A 16,112-nucleotide genomic window follows, 5' to 3' on the forward strand; every position below is an offset into this window, starting at 1 on the left:
AATCGCCCTATAAAGCCTCGTTTTGGGCGATTTTGCGACTGCTCGCGCCATCGCCAGGCCGCACAGGCAAGATGAAAGCATGCGGATCGGAATTCTCACCGGAGGCGGCGACTGCCCCGGGCTAAACGCCGTCATCCGGGCGATCGTGCGCACGTGCGACAGCAGGTACGGCTCGTCGGTGGTCGGATTCCAGGACGGCTGGCGTGGATTGCTGGAGAACCGGCGCATGCAGCTGAAAAACGACGACCGCAATGACCGGCTGCTGGCCAAAGGCGGAACCATGCTGGGCACCGCCCGCGTGCACCCCGACAAGCTGCGGGCCGGGCTGAACCAGATCAAGCAGACCCTGGATGACAACGGCATCGACGTGCTCATCCCGATCGGCGGCGAAGGCACGCTGACGGCCGCGCACTGGCTGTCGGAGGAGAACGTCCCCGTGGTCGGCGTACCCAAGACAATCGACAACGACATCGACTGCACCGACGTGACTTTCGGCCACGACACCGCGCTGACGGTGGCCACCGATGCCATCGACCGGTTGCACAGCACCGCCGAATCCCACCAGCGGGTGATGCTGGTGGTGGTGATGGGCCGCCACGCCGGCTGGATTGCGCTGAATTCTGGGCTGGCTTCCGGCGCGCACATGACGTTGATCCCGGAACAGCCATTCGACGTCGAAGAGGTGTGCCGGCTGGTCAAACGGCGCTTCCAGCGTGGGGACTCGCACTTCATCTGCGTCGTCGCCGAGGGCGCCAAGCCAATCGCGGACTCAATCACGTTGCGCGAGGGCGGGATTGACGAGTTCGGCCATGAGCGTTTCACCGGGGTGGCGGCGCAGCTGGGTGTTGCGGTGGAGAAGCGGATCAACAAGGAGGTCCGCGTGACCGTGCTCGGCCACGTCCAGCGGGGCGGCACGCCGACGGCCTACGACCGGGTGCTGGCCACCCGGTTCGGTGTCAACGCGGCCGACGCCGCGCACGCGGGGGAGTACGGCCAGATGGTGTCGTTGCGCGGGCAGGACATCGGCAGGGTCTCGTTGGCGGATGCGACGCGCCACCTCAAGCTGGTGCCCGAGAGCCGCTACGACGACGCCGCCGCCTTCTTCGGCTGAGTTCGGCAAGCGAATTCACACAGTCGTTAAGTCAGCGCTACCGAAGGTTTGCCGAACACGTGGTTTTTCCCGGTTTCCGGCCAGCTCAAATTGGAAATACCGGCAAACATGAGCGGTTCTTATCGCAGAGTCGTTCAGCGTGCGGCTCCACCGGCTGGGCCTACGAACCCGCCTGCTCGTCCACGGGCCTACCGCGCCGATTCGACTGGGTTCTGGCGACCGCCCGGATCGGATGACCCGTCCGTGCCGACCCCCGCGATGCGGATTGCGGCGCCGCTTCGCCGTGAGCGGATCCCCGGTGGCACGGCGCTTGACGGCCTCGACCAGCAGAACGAAGCGAGCCCGGACAGGTTGGGCTGGCGAGGGGTGATCCATCGGGTCACGGGAATCGATCTGGGTCCGGGTAAGGGATCGGCCTACGAAGCCGGCCTACGGGATCGCGTCCGGACATCGGTGGGCAGCGCGTTTCCCATCGCTGTGCTCAACCTTAAAGGTGGTGTCGGCAAGACCGCGGTGGTTGAGGCATTGGGCTCGACCTTCGCCGACGCCCGCAACGACCGGATTGTCGCCCTCGACCTGGACGCCGGGGACTTGGTGAGTCGGCATGGTCGCCGCAACCCGCTGAGCATGGCCGACCTGATCTCCGACGGCACGGTCACGCGGTATATCGACGTGCGGGCGCACAGCTACATGAACAGCTGCGGGCTGGAAGCGCTCGGCCTGCCGGACTACGCACACCAATTGGCGTTTGGGGCGCAGCGACGTCGTGAAAGCCTTTTCGATTCTGAGAAACCACTATTCGCTGGTGTTGGTGGACTGCGTCAAAGAGCTCAATTCCAGTGTGATGGAGGCGGTTCTGCCGGAATCACGAGCCCTGGTGGTGGTCAGCAGCACCTCCATCGACGCGATCCGAAAGACCAGAACCACGCTGGAGTGGTTGTCCAACAACGGATATCGGAAGTTGATCGGTTCGACCGTGCTCGCGATAAACCACGTCGAGCCGCGCAAGCCTGACACTGTGGCCGCCAAGGAGCTCAGCAATTGTCCGCTCACGTCGCTGCCACGGTGGTGCTGCCCTTCGACCGGCATGTCCATGAGGGCAGAGAGATCGGGCTGGGCAAATTGAGCAAGGACAGCAGGCGCTGCTATCTGGAGATGGCCGCCGCGCTGGCCGACATGTTCCCCAGCCGGGCATCCCGCTGACCGCCGGGCCCTTGGCCTACCACCACCACTGTGCCCTCTGGTGGTGACCCGCCGCGGCCGGCTCCGCCGCCCTCGCGGTCACCACTAGGATCGATCGCATGACTTCAGTGGCTGATCTGCTGGATTACGACGATGTCATCGCGCGCTTTGATCCAGTGCTCGGACTCGAGGTGCACGTCGAGCTGTCCACCGTGACCAAGATGTTCTGCGGTTGTTCGACCACGTTCGGGGCCGAGCCCAACACCCAGGTGTGCCCGGTGTGCCTGGGGCTGCCCGGTTCATTGCCGGTGCTCAACCAGGTGGCGGTGGAGTCGGCGATCCGGATCGGGCTGGCGCTGAACTGCGAGATCGTGCCGTGGTGCCGCTTTGCCCGGAAGAACTACTTCTACCCGGACATGCCCAAGAACTACCAGATCTCGCAGTACGACGAGCCGATCGCCATCAACGGCTACCTCGACGCTCCGCTGGAGGACGGCAGCACCTGGCGGGTGGAAATCGAACGGGCGCACATGGAGGAGGACACCGGCAAGCTGACCCACATCGGCAGCGAGACCGGCCGCATCCACGGCGCCACGACGTCGCTGATCGACTACAACCGTGCCGGCGTGCCGCTGATCGAAATCGTCACCAAGCCCATCGAGGGAGCCGGAGACCAGGCGCCGCAGATCGCCCGGGCCTACGTGACGGCATTGCGAGACCTGTTGCGCGCGTTGAATGTATCCGACGTCCGGATGGACCAGGGTTCGATGCGCTGTGACGCCAACGTGTCACTGAAGCCGATCGGTACCGTAGAATTCGGCACCCGGACCGAAACCAAAAACGTCAACTCGCTGAAAAGTGTTGAGGTCGCGGTGCGTTACGAAATGCAGCGCCAGGCCGCGGTCCTGCTGTCGGGTGGCCAAATCACGCAGGAAACCCGGCACTTTCACGAGGCCGGATACACCAGCCCGGGCCGCGCCAAGGAGACCGCCCAGGATTATCGCTATTTCCCCGAGCCGGACCTGGAGCCCGTCGCGCCCAGCCGCGAGCTGGTCGAGCAGTTGCGCCAGACCATTCCCGAGCTACCGTGGTTGAGCCGCAAGAGGATTCAGCAGGAGTGGGGCATCTCCGACGAGGTGATGCGCGACCTCGTCAACGCGGGCGCGATCGAAATGGTCACCGCGACCATCGAACACGGCGCGCCGGCCGAACAGGCCCGCGCCTGGTGGGGAAACTTCTTGATGCAGAAGGCCAATGAGGCCGGCGTCACCCTGGACGAGCTGTCCATCACCCCCGCCCAGGTCGCCGCGGTGGTGGCGCTGGTCGACGAGGGCAAGCTGTCCACCAAGCTGGCCCGCCAAGTCGTCGAGGGTGTGCTCGCCGGGGAGGGCGAACCCGAGCAGGTGATGACCGCCCGCGGCCTGGCGCTGGTGCGCGACGACTCGGTGACGCAGGCCGCCGTCGACGAGGCCTTGGCCGCCAATCCCGATGTGGCGGAAAAGATTCGCGGCGGCAAGGTCGCCGCGGCGGGCGCGATCGTCGGCGCGGTGATGAAGGCCACCCGCGGCCAGGCCGACGCGGCCCGGGTACGCGAACTGGTGCTCAAGGCCTGCGGGCAGGGCTGACGGTGCTGGCGATGGCGAACTCAGGCATACCGCACGCGGCTACGACGCTGAGGCGGTTATGCCGCAAGAGCGCCAGCCGCAGGCGTGATCAGCATGCTTCAGTAATCACGTGGGCCGCATGAGTACCATCGGCCGGCCATTAGGCGATTCACAAATGCGATATCGCAGGTGATATCACATTCAAGAATCGTCTATTGGTCGGTCGCGCTGCGCCACCGCCATCAACTCGGGCCGCTGCCCACGCGCAACGGCCGGGTCGTCGACGAGGTGATCCAGACCTAAACCGGACCACAGCCGCGCTGGGCACCGCGAACGGCCTGCAGGTCATCAGCGTTGTCGCGGGCAGCCCGGCCGCCGAAGCGGCTCGTCACCGCAACGGCGCGCTCGTCGACGTGTTCGTGATTCCTCGAGAGCTGGCCGACTGATCATCGGGAAACCCGTGCCGGAGACGCGGTGTGGATCCATGATGTTGAGGTGCTGGACGAAACCTTCGAAGAATTCATGACGATGCTGGACTTGCCGGCGTTCGTGGTGACCACCCAGGCCGCTGGCCAACCCGCGGGTTGTCTGGTGGGCTTCGCCACCCAGACCGGCGTTGCGCCGCCAAGGTTCCTCGTCGGCTTGGCCAAGGGCAGCCACACCTTCGGGGTGGCGAGCCTGTCCCAGCACCTGGCGGTGCACGTATTGTCGCGGCGCCACCGCGCCCTGGCCGAACTGTTCGGCAGCCAAAGCGGCCATCAGATCAACAAATTCGATCGCTGCTCGTGGCGCGCCGGCCCACAGGGAATGCCGATGCTCGATGACGCGATCGCGTGGTTCGTCGGCCGCATCGTGAACCGGTTCGACGTCGGGGATCATGTGGCGTACCTGCTGGAACCCGTCGCGACGTGGGCGCCGGAGTCCTCCGACGACGATCCGCTTTACCTCTCGGACGTCGACGACCTCGACGACGACGACGATTCCGGCGGCGAGCCCGACCCCGCGTTCTTCCGCGGTCAACCCCGCGTCGACGTGGCGCGCAAGTACGGCCTGCGGTTCACCATCGACGGGCTCTAAGTCTTGTCGTCGTTGTTCCGCGGGAAGCCGCCACCCTGCGGGAACAGCGGGAACACCACGTCGTCGAGCTTCTCCGCGTCACCGGCGGTCTTGTTGACGGTCGCGCCCCAGACGTTGCCGTCCGGCGACATCCGCAGCGCCCACGCGTGTGCGTGAGTGTCCTTCCGGACCACATCGGGTTCGCCGGTGACCGCGCCCGTCGATGAGGCGAGCCGCACCGCCACCGTCTGCTTGGGGTTGATCAGGTTGATCAGCACGGTCGAATCCATGGCCGCGCACCCGGCCACGCCCGGCTTGTCCGGCCAGGACCACACGGTGGAGACCTCCGACTTCTTCGTGATCCGCTGTAACCGGTCCGCGGTGGGCGTGCGGTCGGCGACGTACAGCGAGCCGTCGACGGGGTCGATGCACAGGCCGCCGCCGGAGCCGACACCGGACAGCGCCGTCGTCGGCGGCGCCTGACCGACGGTGGTCGGCTGCTCGATGCGCAGCACCTTGCCGGCCAACGATTTGGGGTCGGCGGCCATCGCCGGGTTGCCCGCGTCACCGGTCAGCACCACCAGCGTGGTGGGGCTGGTGAAAATCAGCGCGCCGGTGTTCCCGTTGGCGCCCTTGGGGATTCCCGTCAAGATGTCCTTCGGGACATCGCCGTCGGCCACCCGGATGACCCGATTGTCGGTGGGCGTGCTGATGTAGGCGTACATCAGCCGGTCCTGGTTGTAGGTGGGCGACAGCACGATGTCCATCAAGCCGCCATCCCCGGACGGGTCGACGGGGATGACCATCTTCACCTTCGGCTCGGCGCTGACCGAGACCTCCTTGACGGCGCCGGTGGTGCGTTCGGCAACCAGCGCGGTTTTGCTGTCGGCCCCCATGATCAGTCCGCTGGTGCTCTCCAGGCAGCCCTGCATCACCCCTGGCGCGGGGCACGCCTTGGGGAACGGCGTCGGGGGCAGCGGCGGCGGCGGGGGAGGCGTCGAGCTGGGCTGGGGCCGAAGTTCCGGGTTGGTGGTGAAGGGCTGCGACTGTGCGTCGTTGAACCGCGCGCAGCCGCTCGCTACCAGCACCACCACGGACAGCGCGGCGAGCCCGCACCGAACCGACCGCCCTAGATGCATGACCGACAGGCTACGGACATCGCGGGCACCGCCGCCACCATGGTGCCGACGGTGTCGTCGGAAGCCGCATTTGGGCCATCTGAGGCCGATCTGGGCCCATTTGCCGGGTCGAGCGCCGATTGCCCGGCGAAAGCGCCGCTCAAATCCCAAATTCAGGGACATTTGCCTTTACCCTGTCACCCGTGACCAGTCAATCGCATGACGCACCTTGGCAGCGGCCGGGCCTAGCCTCTGAGCAGGCCCCGGAGCAAGCCCCGGGACGCCCCGCCGCGGCCCGCCTGGTCGACCCCGAAGATGATCTGACTCCGGTCGGGTATCCAGGCGAATTCGGAACCACCGGCGTGATCCCCTACCAGGACCCGAGCCAGTCGGGCGTCCCCGGCAGTCCGGGATACAGCCTGCTCGACCATCAGGAGCCGTTGCCGTACGTCCAGCCGCAATCGCCGGCCCGGGCGACACCGATTTCGGCGACCGAGCCCGCCGAGGTCGACAAGCACGACGAGGATGAGCGCCAGCGCGCCGTCGGCCGCCGCGGCACCCAGCATCTCGGATTGTTGATTTTGCGCGTCGGGCTCGGCGTGGTGCTGGCCGCTCATGGCCTGCAGAAGCTGTTCGGATGGTGGGGCGGCCAAGGGCTGACCGGCTTCAAGAATTCACTGTCCGACGTCGGCTACCAGCACGCCGACATCCTCGCCTATGTGAGCGCCGGCGGTGAGATCGCTTCGGGCGCGCTGCTGGTGCTGGGATTGTTTACTCCGGTGGCCGCCGCGGGTGCGCTGGCGTTTCTGATCAACGGTCTGCTCGCCACCATCTCGGCCAAGCCGCACTCGCACACCCTGACGTACTTCCTGCCGGACGGGCACGAATACCAGATCACTCTGATCGTCATGGCCGTCGCCGTCATTCTGGCCGGTCCCGGCCGCTACGGCCTTGACGGCGGCCGGGGCTGGGCCTACCGACCGTTCATCGGGTCGTTCGTCGCGCTGGTCTGCGGCATCGCCGCCGGTGTGGGCGTCTGGGTGCTGCTCAACGGTGTGAATCCGATCGCCTGACGCCGCTCACTGCTAGGGGCTCATTGGTAGGGGTTGGGCACCCGTCCCGAGCTGGCTTCGGTCAACAGTGGCAAGGTCGCGAAAGTGACCGCGGGCAGTCGTAATTCCGCGCCGCTCTTGAGCCGCGCCCGTGCCCAGGAACCTCGGTTGAAACGCAGCCCGTCGATGTCCTCCCAGCGTGCCGACTGGCTGCCCAGCAGGGTCCGCACTGTCACGCCCTGGCCGTCGGCGACGGTGCGCAGCCGGACGATCAACGCCGACAACAGCACCGGGATGACAAGCAGTGGGGCACACGGCGGCCACGCCAGCACCGGTATCAGCAAGCCGAGGGTCAAGAATCCGACTGCGAAGTGCGCCATCGGCGAAACCTTGATCACCACGGGCGAGCCATCAGCCACCCGAGCATCATTTCACCCGTCAGCTGGGGCCTGGCGCCCCATGTGTCGAAGCCACCGGATTTGACTGCTGAGCTGTGCGAAGACTACCGTCGGACGCTATGGGTAAGCCCGGAATGCTCGTAGTACTTAGTCGGCGCGTTGGTGTCTGACTAGTTCTTCAGCATTTGAAGCGATCCAGCACCAACGCGCAACCCTCGTACAGCAGGAGCTGACGGGGGTTTTTTCATGCGCCCCCCAATGAGATTTCCACCGCGAATAAGCAACCACGAGGACCTAAGGGGACACAGTGAGCGCACCTACCAAGCCACAGCCGGACCATGCGGCCAACGGCGCGCCGGACACCGTGAAATCCGCCGCAAAACCTCCTGCGGCCCAACCGAAACGGGTTGCACCGGTGCAACTCACCGGCGCTCAGTCGGTGATCCGGTCGCTGGAGGAACTCGACGTCGAGGTCATTTTCGGGATTCCCGGCGGCGCCGTACTGCCGGTGTATGACCCGCTGTTCGACTCGAAAAAGCTGCGCCACGTGCTGGTCCGCCACGAGCAGGGTGCCGGTCACGCTGCCAGTGGCTATGCGCACGCGACGGGCAAGGTCGGGGTGTGCATGGCGACTTCGGGTCCCGGTGCCACCAATCTCGTTACGCCGCTGGCCGATGCGCAGATGGACTCGATCCCGGTGGTTGCCGTCACCGGGCAGGTCGGGCGCGCGCTGATCGGGACCGACGCCTTCCAGGAGGCCGACATCTCGGGCATCACGATGCCGATCACCAAGCACAACTTCCTGGTTCGCGCCGGCGACGACATTCCGCGGGTGATGGCCGAGGCGTTCCACATCGCGGCCTCGGGACGTCCGGGCGCGGTGCTCATCGACATCCCTAAGGACGTGTTGCAGGGCCAGTGCACGTTCAGCTGGCCGCCGCGAATGGAGCTGCCCGGCTACAAGCCGAACACCAAACCGCACAGCAGGCAGATCCGTGAGGCGGCCAAGCTGATCGCGGCGGCGCGCAAGCCGGTGCTGTACGTGGGCGGCGGCGTCATCCGCGGCGAGGCGACCGAAGAGCTGGCCGAGTTGGCGGAACTGACCGGTATCCCGGTGGTCACCACGCTGATGGCGCGCGGTGCGTTCCCGGACAGCCATCGCCAGCACCTGGGCATGCCCGGCATGCACGGCACGGTCGCCGCGGTGGCGGCCCTGCAGCGCAGCGACCTACTGATCGCGCTGGGTACCCGCTTCGACGACCGGGTCACCGGGAAGCTCGACACCTTCGCGCCGGAGGCCAAGGTCATTCACGCCGACATCGACCCGGCCGAGATCGGCAAAAACCGCCATGCCGACGTGCCGATCGTCGGCGACGTCAAGGCCGTCATCATCGAACTGCTCGCGATGCTGCGCCACGACAGGGGTGCTGGCACCCCCGCAATCCCAGACATGACCGACTGGTGGGCGTATCTGGACGACGTCAGGGCCACCTACCCGTTGAGCTATGGGCCGCAGAGCGACGGCAGCCTGGGCCCGGAATACGTGATCGAGAAGCTGGGCCAGATCGCCGGCCCGGACGCCTTATACGTCGCCGGCGTCGGCCAGCATCAGATGTGGGCGGCGCAGTTCATCTCCTACGAGAAGCCGCGCACCTGGCTCAACTCCGGCGGGCTGGGCACCATGGGTTTTGCCGTTCCGGCTGCCATGGGCGCCAAGATGGCGCGCCCGGAGGCAGAGGTCTGGGCGATCGATGGCGACGGCTGCTTCCAGATGACCAACCAGGAGCTGGCCACCTGCGCGGTCGAGGGCATACCGATCAAGGTGGCGCTGATCAACAACGGCAACCTGGGCATGGTGCGGCAGTGGCAGACCCTGTTCTACGACGAGCGTTACTCGCAGACCGATCTGGCTACGCACTCGCACCGCATCCCGGACTTCGTGAAGCTGGCCGAGGCGCTCGGTTGCGTCGGATTGCGTTGCGAGCGTGAAGAGGACGTCGTCGACGTCATCAACCAGGCCCGGGCGATCAACGATCGTCCGGTGGTGATCGACTTCATCGTCGGCGCCGACGCGCAGGTGTGGCCGATGGTGGCCGCCGGGACAAGCAACGACGAGATCCAGGCCGCCCGCGGCATCCGCCCGCTTTTCGACGACGAAACCGAAGGGCACGCCTGATGACCGGATCGCCTAGGACGCATACGTTGTCGGTGCTGGTCGAGGACAAACCCGGCGTCCTCGCTCGGGTGGCGGCGCTGTTCTCGCGACGCGGTTTCAACATCGAGTCGCTGGCGGTGGGTGCCACCGAGCAGAAGGATATGTCGCGGATGACCATCGTGGTCTCCGCCGAGGAGACCCCGCTCGAACAGATCACCAAGCAGCTCAACAAGCTGATCAACGTCATCAAGATCATCGAGCAGGACGACGACAACTCGGTGGCCCGCGAACTGGCGCTGATCAAGGTGCGCGCCGACGCGGGTAGCCGCAGTCAGGTGATCGAAGCGGTGAATCTGTTCCGCGCCAAGGTTATTGACGTCTCGCCGGAATCGCTGACCATCGAGGCGACCGGCGACCGCGGCAAGATCGAGGCGTTCCTGCGCGTGCTGGAGCCGTTCGGCATCCGCGAAATAGCTCAATCCGGAATGGTGTCGTTGTCCCGCGGTCCGCGCGGTATCGGCACGGCCAAATAGTCAAGAAGGAGATATTCAGGTGCCAGAGGCATTAGAGATGTTCTACGACGACGATGCAGACCTGTCGATCATTCAGGGCCGCAAGGTCGGCGTGATCGGATACGGCAGCCAGGGCCACGCGCACTCGTTGAGCCTGCGTGACTCCGGCGTGCCGGTGCGCGTCGGGCTCAAGGTGGGTTCGAAGTCCCGGGCCAAGGTCGAGGAGCAGGGCCTGGATGTCGACACCCCTGCCGAGGTCGCCAAGTGGGCCGACGTGATCATGCTGCTGGCGCCCGACACCGCGCAGGCCGACATCTTCAAGAACGAGATCGAGCCCAATCTGAAGGCCGGCGACGCTTTGTTTTTCGGGCACGGGCTCAACATCCATTTCGACCTGATCAAGCCGCCTGCCGATGTCACCGTCGCGATGGTGGCCCCCAAGGGCCCCGGCCACCTGGTGCGCCGCCAGTTCGTGGACGGCAAGGGTGTGCCGTGTCTGATCGCGGTCGACCAGGACCCCACCGGGAAGGGCGAAGCGCTGGCGCTGTCCTACGCCAAGGGCATCGGCGGCACCCGGGCCGGCGTCATCAAGACCACCTTCAAGGACGAGACCGAAACCGACCTGTTCGGTGAGCAAGCCGTGTTGTGCGGTGGCACAGAGGAATTGGTGAAGGCCGGTTTCGATGTGATGGTCGAGGCGGGTTATCCGCCGGAGATGGCCTACTTCGAGGTGCTGCACGAGCTCAAGCTGATCGTCGACTTGATGTATGAGGGTGGCATTGCCCGGATGAACTACTCGGTGTCCGACACCGCGGAGTTCGGCGGTTATCTGTCGGGTCCGCGAGTAATCGACGCCGACACCAAGGAGCGGATGCGCGTCATTCTGCGCGAGATCCAGGACGGCACCTTCGTCAAGAAGCTGGTCGCCAATGTCGACGGCGGCAACAAGCAACTCGAGGAATTGCGTAAGGAAAACGCCGAGCACCCGATCGAGGTCGTCGGCAAGAAGCTGCGCGACCTGATGAGCTGGGTCGACCGCCCCATCACCGAAACGGCCTAATTCGGCGGCCACCGCACCGAAACTTAAGCCACGGCGGTCCTTCCCGGCGTGTCGTGTGCGTGGGTTAAGTGTCGGCGAGGCGCTGGGCCGTCAGTACTACCCTGCGGGCCAAGTGGTCAAGGGCGTTCTGGGTCGCTTCGTCGAATTCGGCAATGTTGTCATGCGTCGAGACCAGGCTCACCCCGTACGGGTTGCCGTCGACGAACTTGCACGGATCGGTGTATCCCGGCGGCACGATGATGCCGCCGAAATGCATCAGCGTGAGGTAGAGCGAGACCAGGGTGGTCTCCTGGCCACCGTGGACGGTGTTGGACGACGTGAAGCCGGCATACACCTTGTCGGCCAGCTTGCCGTCGGCCCACAGCCCGCCCAGCGAGTCGAGGAAGGCGCGCAATTGCGCTGCGGGCGAGCCGAACCGAGTCGGCGATCCGAAGATGACCGCGTCCGCCCAGACGATGTCGTCGCCGGTGGCCGCGGGAAGATCCTTGGTCGCTTCGTAGTTCGCCGTCCAGGCCGGGTTGTGGGCGAACGATTCCGGGTCGTGGGTTTCGGCGACGTGTCGCACGCGGACTTCGGCGCCCGCGGCCTCTGCGGCCGCGGCGACACGCTTCGCCATCGTTGTGCCGTGGCCGGTGGCGGAGTAATAGATGATCGCGAGTTTCGTCACGGCGTCATCCTAGGCATACCGGTGATCCCGAACTCCCGACGCAGCAGCGTGCGGGCGGCGTAGTAACCGGCCATGCCGTGCACGCCGCCGCCGGGCGGGGTGGCCGCCGAACACAGATATACCTTTGGAATCGCTGTGCGCCAAGGGTCCAGCCGCGGCGTGGGGCCGGCGATCGCGCGCCAGGCGGAATTTCCGCCCACCCCGATGTCGCCGCCGACGTAGTTGGCGTTATGGTCGGCCATGTGGGCGGCGGGCACTGCACGCGCCGCCAGCACGATGTCGCGGAAGCCGGGTGCGAACCGCTCCACAATCCCGGTCACGGCCTCGGTCGCATCCAGGGTGGACCCCGACGGTACGTGGGCGTAGGTCCAGAATGGGCGGCTGCCCTGGCCGTCTATGCGTCCGGAGTCGGCGACGTGCGGCGAGGCCGCCAGCACCATCGGCCACTCGGCGTGACGCCCGGCCGCAATGTCGGCCTCGGCTCGCGCCATCTGCTCGCGGGTGCCGCCCAGATGAAGAGTCGGCGCCTGTTTCAGCCGCGGGTCGGACCACGGAATGTCGTCGCCGAGCACGAAGTCCACCTTGGCAACGCCCGGACCAAATCGATAGCGGCGCAACGCTTTAGCGTACCGGGGCGGGAGCGAGTCACCGTATATCCGCAGCAGCGCGGTCGGGGCGGTGTCAAATGCGACGACACCGTGTGGCGGGTCTGTTACTTCGACACCAGCGGTCAGCTCACCGCCGTGCGCGCGCAGGTCGGCGATCAGCGCGTCGGTGATCGCCCGGCTGCCCCCCAACGGAATCGGCCAGCCGACCGAATGGGCCAGTGTGGCCAACATCAACCCGGCACCGGCCGCCGTCAATGACGGCATCCGCGAAAGCACATGGGCGGCAACACCGGTGAACAAGGCGCGGCCATCCTCGCCGGACAGCGACCCCCACGCCGGCGTGCCTTGGGCCAGCATCCGCAGGCCCAATCGCAGTGCCGCCGGCAACGAACGCGGCACCGAACGCTTGTCGCCGAGCAGCAATCCCACCACCGCGCCCCAGTCCTCAACCAGCGGACCCAGCAACCGTCGCCAGGACGCACCGTAGGACAACTCGTCGCACGTGCGCGTCAGATCCTGATAGGCAATGGCCGCGGGTCGGCCGAGCAGCGGGTTGGCGTAGGCGATCTCGGGCACGGCCAGCTGCACGCCGCGCGCGGTCAGGTCGAACTCCGCGAAGAACGGTGACGCCAACGCCAGCGGGTGAACCGCCGAGCACACATCGTGCACGACGGAAGGGAAGTCGGGATCGGCCGCGGTGCGCGCGCCGCCGCCGAAGGTCGGCTGCGCCTCGACGACCTGCACTTTCAGACCGGCGCGGGCACAGATCACAGCGGTAGCGAGCCCGTTGGGCCCGCTACCGACGACGGTAACGTCCACCCGTCGATTACAACCCATCGCACGGGGAGTCGACGTGCGTTATTCGCCGCAGATGCGCACATTGCAATCGGTCGTATGCGTATATACGACCCTGGTGGCGCTGCATCGGTGGGAATCCGCCAGCAGCCTCCGCCGAGCAGGTGACTACGCTGTCGGCGTGAACCTGCCTGTTGTTTTAATCGCCGACAAACTTGCCGAATCAACCGTCGCCGCCCTGGGAGACCAGGTCGAGGTGCGCTGGGTCGACGGTCCCGACCGGGAGAAACTGCTGGCCGCGGTGCCCGAGGCCGACGCGCTGCTGGTGCGGTCGGCCACTACCGTCGACGCCGAGGTGCTGGCAGCGGCCCCCAAGCTCAAGATCGTCGCCCGCGCCGGCGTGGGCCTGGACAACGTCGACGTGGACGCCGCCACCGAACGCGGCGTGCTGGTGGTCAACGCCCCGACGTCGAACATTCACAGCGCCGCCGAGCACGCGATAGCGCTGCTGTTGGCAGCGTCGCGCCAAGTCGCGGCGGCCGATGCCACGCTGCGCGAGCACACCTGGAAAAGGTCGTCGTTCTCGGGCACCGAGATATTCGGCAAAACCGTCGGCGTGGTGGGGCTGGGCCGGATCGGCCAGCTGGTCGCCCAGCGGCTGGCCGCCTTCGGCACCCACATCGTGGCCTACGACCCGTATGTGGCGCCGGCCCGCGCCGCGCAGCTGGGCATCGAACTGCTGTCCCTCGATGACCTGCTGGCCCGCGCCGACTTCATCTCGGTGCACCTGCCCAAGACGTCCGAAACGGCGGGCCTGATCGACAAAGATGCGCTGGCCAAGACCAAGCCGGGCGTCATCATCGTCAACGCCGCCCGCGGCGGCCTGGTGGACGAGGCTGCGCTGGCCGAAGCGGTGAGCAGCGGTCATGTGCGCGCGGCCGGTCTCGACGTGTTCGCCACCGAACCATGCACCGACAGCCGGCTTTTCGAGCTGCCGCAGGTGGTGGTGACACCGCACCTGGGGGCGTCCACCGCCGAGGCGCAAGACCGGGCCGGCACCGACGTGGCCGAGAGCGTACGGCTGGCGCTGGCGGGGGAGTTCGTTCCCGACGCGGTCAACGTCGGCGGCGGAGTGGTCAACGAGGAGGTGGCGCCCTGGCTGGACCTGATGTGCAAGCTCGGGGTGCTGGTCGCCAAGCTGTCCGACGGGCCGGCGGTGTCTTTGTCGGTGCAGGTGCGCGGCGAGCTGGCCGCCGAAGACGTTGAGGTGCTGAAGCTTTCGGCTCTGCGCGGACTGTTCTCGGCGGTAGTCGAGGGTCCGGTGACTTTCGTCAACGCACCGGCGTTGGCGGCCGAACGCGGCGTCACCGCCGAAATCACCACGGCCTCGGAAAGCCCCAACTATCGCAGTGTCGTAGACGTGCGGGCGGTGGCCCACGACGGTTCAGCCGTCAACGTCGCCGGCACGCTGGCCGGGCCGCAGCAGGTGCAAAAGATCGTGCAGATCAACGGCCGCCACTTTGACCTGCGCGCCGAGGGCATCAACCTGATCGTCCATTACGTTGACCAGCCGGGAGCGTTGGGCAAGATCGGCACCTTGCTGGGTGGCGCTGGCGTGAACATCCATGCGGCACAGCTGTCCGAAGACGCCGAGGGCCCGTTGGCGACGATTCTGCTGCGGCTGGACCAGGACGTGCCCGACGATGTGCGGTCGGCGATCGCGGCGGCGGTGGGCGCCAAGAAGCTCGAAGTGGTTGATCTGTCGTGAAACTGGCGGTTATCGCGGGCGACGGAATCGGGCCGGAGGTGGTCGCCGAGGCCGTCAAAATCCTCGACATCGTGCTGCCGGGTGTGGAGAAGACCAGCTACGACCTGGGGGCCCGGCGTTTTCACGCCACCGGCGAGGTACTTCCGGACTCGGTGGTGCCCGAACTCCGGCAGCACGACGCGATCCTGCTGGGCGCGATCGGTGATCCGTCTGTCCCCAGCGGCGTGCTGGAGCGAGGTCTGTTGCTGCGCCTGCGCTTCGAGCTGGATCACCACATCAACCTGCGACCGTCCCGGCTGTACCCGGGCGTGGAAAGCCCCTTAAAAAGGGAGGCGGGCAACCCCGCAATCGACTTCGTCGTGGTGCGCGAGGGGACCGAGGGTCCCTACACCGGGAACGGCGGGGCGATTCGCGTCGGAACCCCCCACGAGGTCGCCACCGAGGTCAGCCTGAACACCGCGTTCGGGGTGCGCCGAGTCGTCACCGACGCGTTCGAGCGCGCCCAGCGGCGCCGCAAACACCTGACGCTGGTGCACAAGAACAACGTGCTGACCTTCGCCGGATCGCTGTGGTCGCGGATCGTGGGCGAAGTCGGCGAAAAGTACCCCGACGTCGAGGTGGCCTACTCACACGTCGACGCCGCCACCATCTACCTGGTCACCGATCCCGGCCGCTTCGACGTGATCGTCACCGACAACCTGTTCGGCGACATCATCACCGACTTGGCCGCGGCGGTGTGCGGCGGTATCGGCCTGGCCGCCAGTGGAAATATCGATGCCACCCGCACCAATCCCTCGATGTTCGAACCGGTACACGGCAGTGCGCCAGACATCGCCGGTCAGGGCATCGCCGACCCGACCGCGGCGATCATGTCGGTGGCGATGCTGCTTGCCCACCTCGGCGAGGATGACGCCGCTGCCCGGGTGGATCGTGCCGTCGAGACCTATTTGGCGACACGGCCGAACGAACGGCTTGCCACCAGCGAAGTCGGCGAACGGATTGCCGCCGCGCTCTAGTCTCCAATCC

The 16,112-nt window shown here is 66.5% G+C and carries 14 protein-coding genes and 1 pseudogene; 11 read left to right on the top strand and 4 right to left on the bottom strand.

From position 1 onward, the window contains the following. The first annotated feature begins 79 nt into the window (after positions 1-79). From ACLP9N_RS39380 to ACLP9N_RS39400, 5 genes and pseudogenes are all read left to right on the top strand, one after another. Positions 80-1,111 (top strand): ATP-dependent 6-phosphofructokinase, encoded by a 1,032-nt coding sequence (locus tag ACLP9N_RS39380; RefSeq protein WP_442412467.1) that lies wholly within the window; start codon positions 80-82, stop codon positions 1,109-1,111. A gap of 291 nt (positions 1,112-1,402) precedes the next feature. Continuing rightward, positions 1,403-2,314, top strand: a pseudogene (locus ACLP9N_RS39385) (MinD/ParA family ATP-binding protein). A gap of 98 nt (positions 2,315-2,412) precedes the next feature. Then, positions 2,413-3,918 carry an Asp-tRNA(Asn)/Glu-tRNA(Gln) amidotransferase subunit GatB gene (gatB, locus tag ACLP9N_RS39390; RefSeq protein ID WP_442412468.1) on the top strand — a complete coding sequence of 502 codons (1,506 nt, stop codon included), beginning with the start codon at positions 2,413-2,415 and terminating at the stop codon, positions 3,916-3,918. A gap of 194 nt (positions 3,919-4,112) precedes the next feature. Further along, the gene (locus tag ACLP9N_RS39395) at positions 4,113-4,343 is read left to right on the top strand and encodes a hypothetical protein (RefSeq protein ID WP_442412469.1); all 231 of its coding nucleotides are present in this window, start codon (positions 4,113-4,115) and stop codon (positions 4,341-4,343) included. A gap of 76 nt (positions 4,344-4,419) precedes the next feature. After that, positions 4,420-4,974: a flavin reductase family protein gene (locus ACLP9N_RS39400; protein WP_442412500.1), complete on the top strand. Its 555-nt coding sequence runs from the start codon at positions 4,420-4,422 to the stop codon at positions 4,972-4,974. On the opposite strand, the gene ACLP9N_RS39405 is transcribed toward ACLP9N_RS39400, so the two are convergent. Continuing rightward, positions 4,971-6,092 (bottom strand): PQQ-dependent sugar dehydrogenase, encoded by a 1,122-nt coding sequence (locus tag ACLP9N_RS39405; RefSeq protein WP_442412470.1) that lies wholly within the window; start codon positions 6,090-6,092, stop codon positions 4,971-4,973. The two genes, ACLP9N_RS39400 and ACLP9N_RS39405, sit on opposite strands and share 4 nt — an antisense overlap. 182 nt (positions 6,093-6,274) lie before the next feature. Here ACLP9N_RS39405 and ACLP9N_RS39410 point away from each other — a divergent pair, with 182 nt between their 5' ends. Then, complete coding sequence (locus ACLP9N_RS39410; protein ID WP_442412471.1) at positions 6,275-7,144, top strand: DoxX family membrane protein; 870 nt, start codon at positions 6,275-6,277, stop codon at positions 7,142-7,144. A 20-nt stretch (positions 7,145-7,164) separates the two neighbouring features. On the opposite strand, the gene ACLP9N_RS39415 is transcribed toward ACLP9N_RS39410, so the two are convergent. Next, positions 7,165-7,503: a PH domain-containing protein gene (locus tag ACLP9N_RS39415; RefSeq protein ID WP_442412501.1), complete on the bottom strand. Its 339-nt coding sequence runs from the start codon at positions 7,501-7,503 to the stop codon at positions 7,165-7,167. 325 nt (positions 7,504-7,828) lie between these two features. Between ACLP9N_RS39415 and ACLP9N_RS39420 the strand changes: the two genes are divergently transcribed. Genes ACLP9N_RS39420 through ilvC form a run of 3 tightly spaced genes read left to right on the top strand, consistent with a single transcriptional unit; the run spans position 7,829 to position 11,248 of the window. Next, on the top strand, positions 7,829-9,697 hold the full coding sequence (locus ACLP9N_RS39420; RefSeq protein ID WP_442412472.1) for an acetolactate synthase large subunit: 1,869 nt from the start codon (positions 7,829-7,831) through the stop codon (positions 9,695-9,697). After that, positions 9,697-10,209: an acetolactate synthase small subunit gene (ilvN, locus tag ACLP9N_RS39425; RefSeq protein ID WP_424075805.1), complete on the top strand. Its 513-nt coding sequence runs from the start codon at positions 9,697-9,699 to the stop codon at positions 10,207-10,209. The genes ACLP9N_RS39420 and ilvN overlap by 1 nt, the downstream gene beginning before the upstream one ends. 37 nt (positions 10,210-10,246) lie before the next feature. Further along, positions 10,247-11,248 (top strand): ketol-acid reductoisomerase, encoded by a 1,002-nt coding sequence (gene ilvC, locus ACLP9N_RS39430; RefSeq protein ID WP_442412502.1) that lies wholly within the window; start codon positions 10,247-10,249, stop codon positions 11,246-11,248. A 64-nt stretch (positions 11,249-11,312) separates the two neighbouring features. Here the strand turns inward: ilvC and wrbA are convergent, their stop codons facing one another. Then, positions 11,313-11,915, bottom strand: coding sequence for an NAD(P)H:quinone oxidoreductase (gene wrbA, locus ACLP9N_RS39435; protein WP_442412473.1), 603 nt, complete (start codon positions 11,913-11,915; stop codon positions 11,313-11,315). Continuing rightward, positions 11,912-13,342: a phytoene desaturase family protein gene (locus ACLP9N_RS39440; protein WP_442412474.1), complete on the bottom strand. Its 1,431-nt coding sequence runs from the start codon at positions 13,340-13,342 to the stop codon at positions 11,912-11,914. Before ACLP9N_RS39440 ends, wrbA begins: the two co-directional genes overlap by 4 nt. Positions 13,343-13,499: 157 nt before the next feature. On the opposite strand from ACLP9N_RS39440, the gene serA reads away from it, so the two are divergent. Both serA and ACLP9N_RS39450 read left to right on the top strand, forming a co-directional pair. Next, positions 13,500-15,086, top strand: a complete 1,587-nt coding sequence (serA, locus tag ACLP9N_RS39445; protein WP_442412475.1) for a phosphoglycerate dehydrogenase — start codon at positions 13,500-13,502, stop codon at positions 15,084-15,086. Next, positions 15,083-16,102, top strand: a complete 1,020-nt coding sequence (locus ACLP9N_RS39450) for a 3-isopropylmalate dehydrogenase (protein WP_442412476.1) — start codon at positions 15,083-15,085, stop codon at positions 16,100-16,102. Before serA ends, ACLP9N_RS39450 begins: the two co-directional genes overlap by 4 nt. The last annotated feature ends 10 nt before the right edge of the window (positions 16,103-16,112 follow it).

The sequence above is a fragment of the Mycobacterium sp. genome (assembly GCF_052144515.1).
GTDB lineage: Bacteria > Actinomycetota > Actinomycetes > Mycobacteriales > Mycobacteriaceae > Mycobacterium.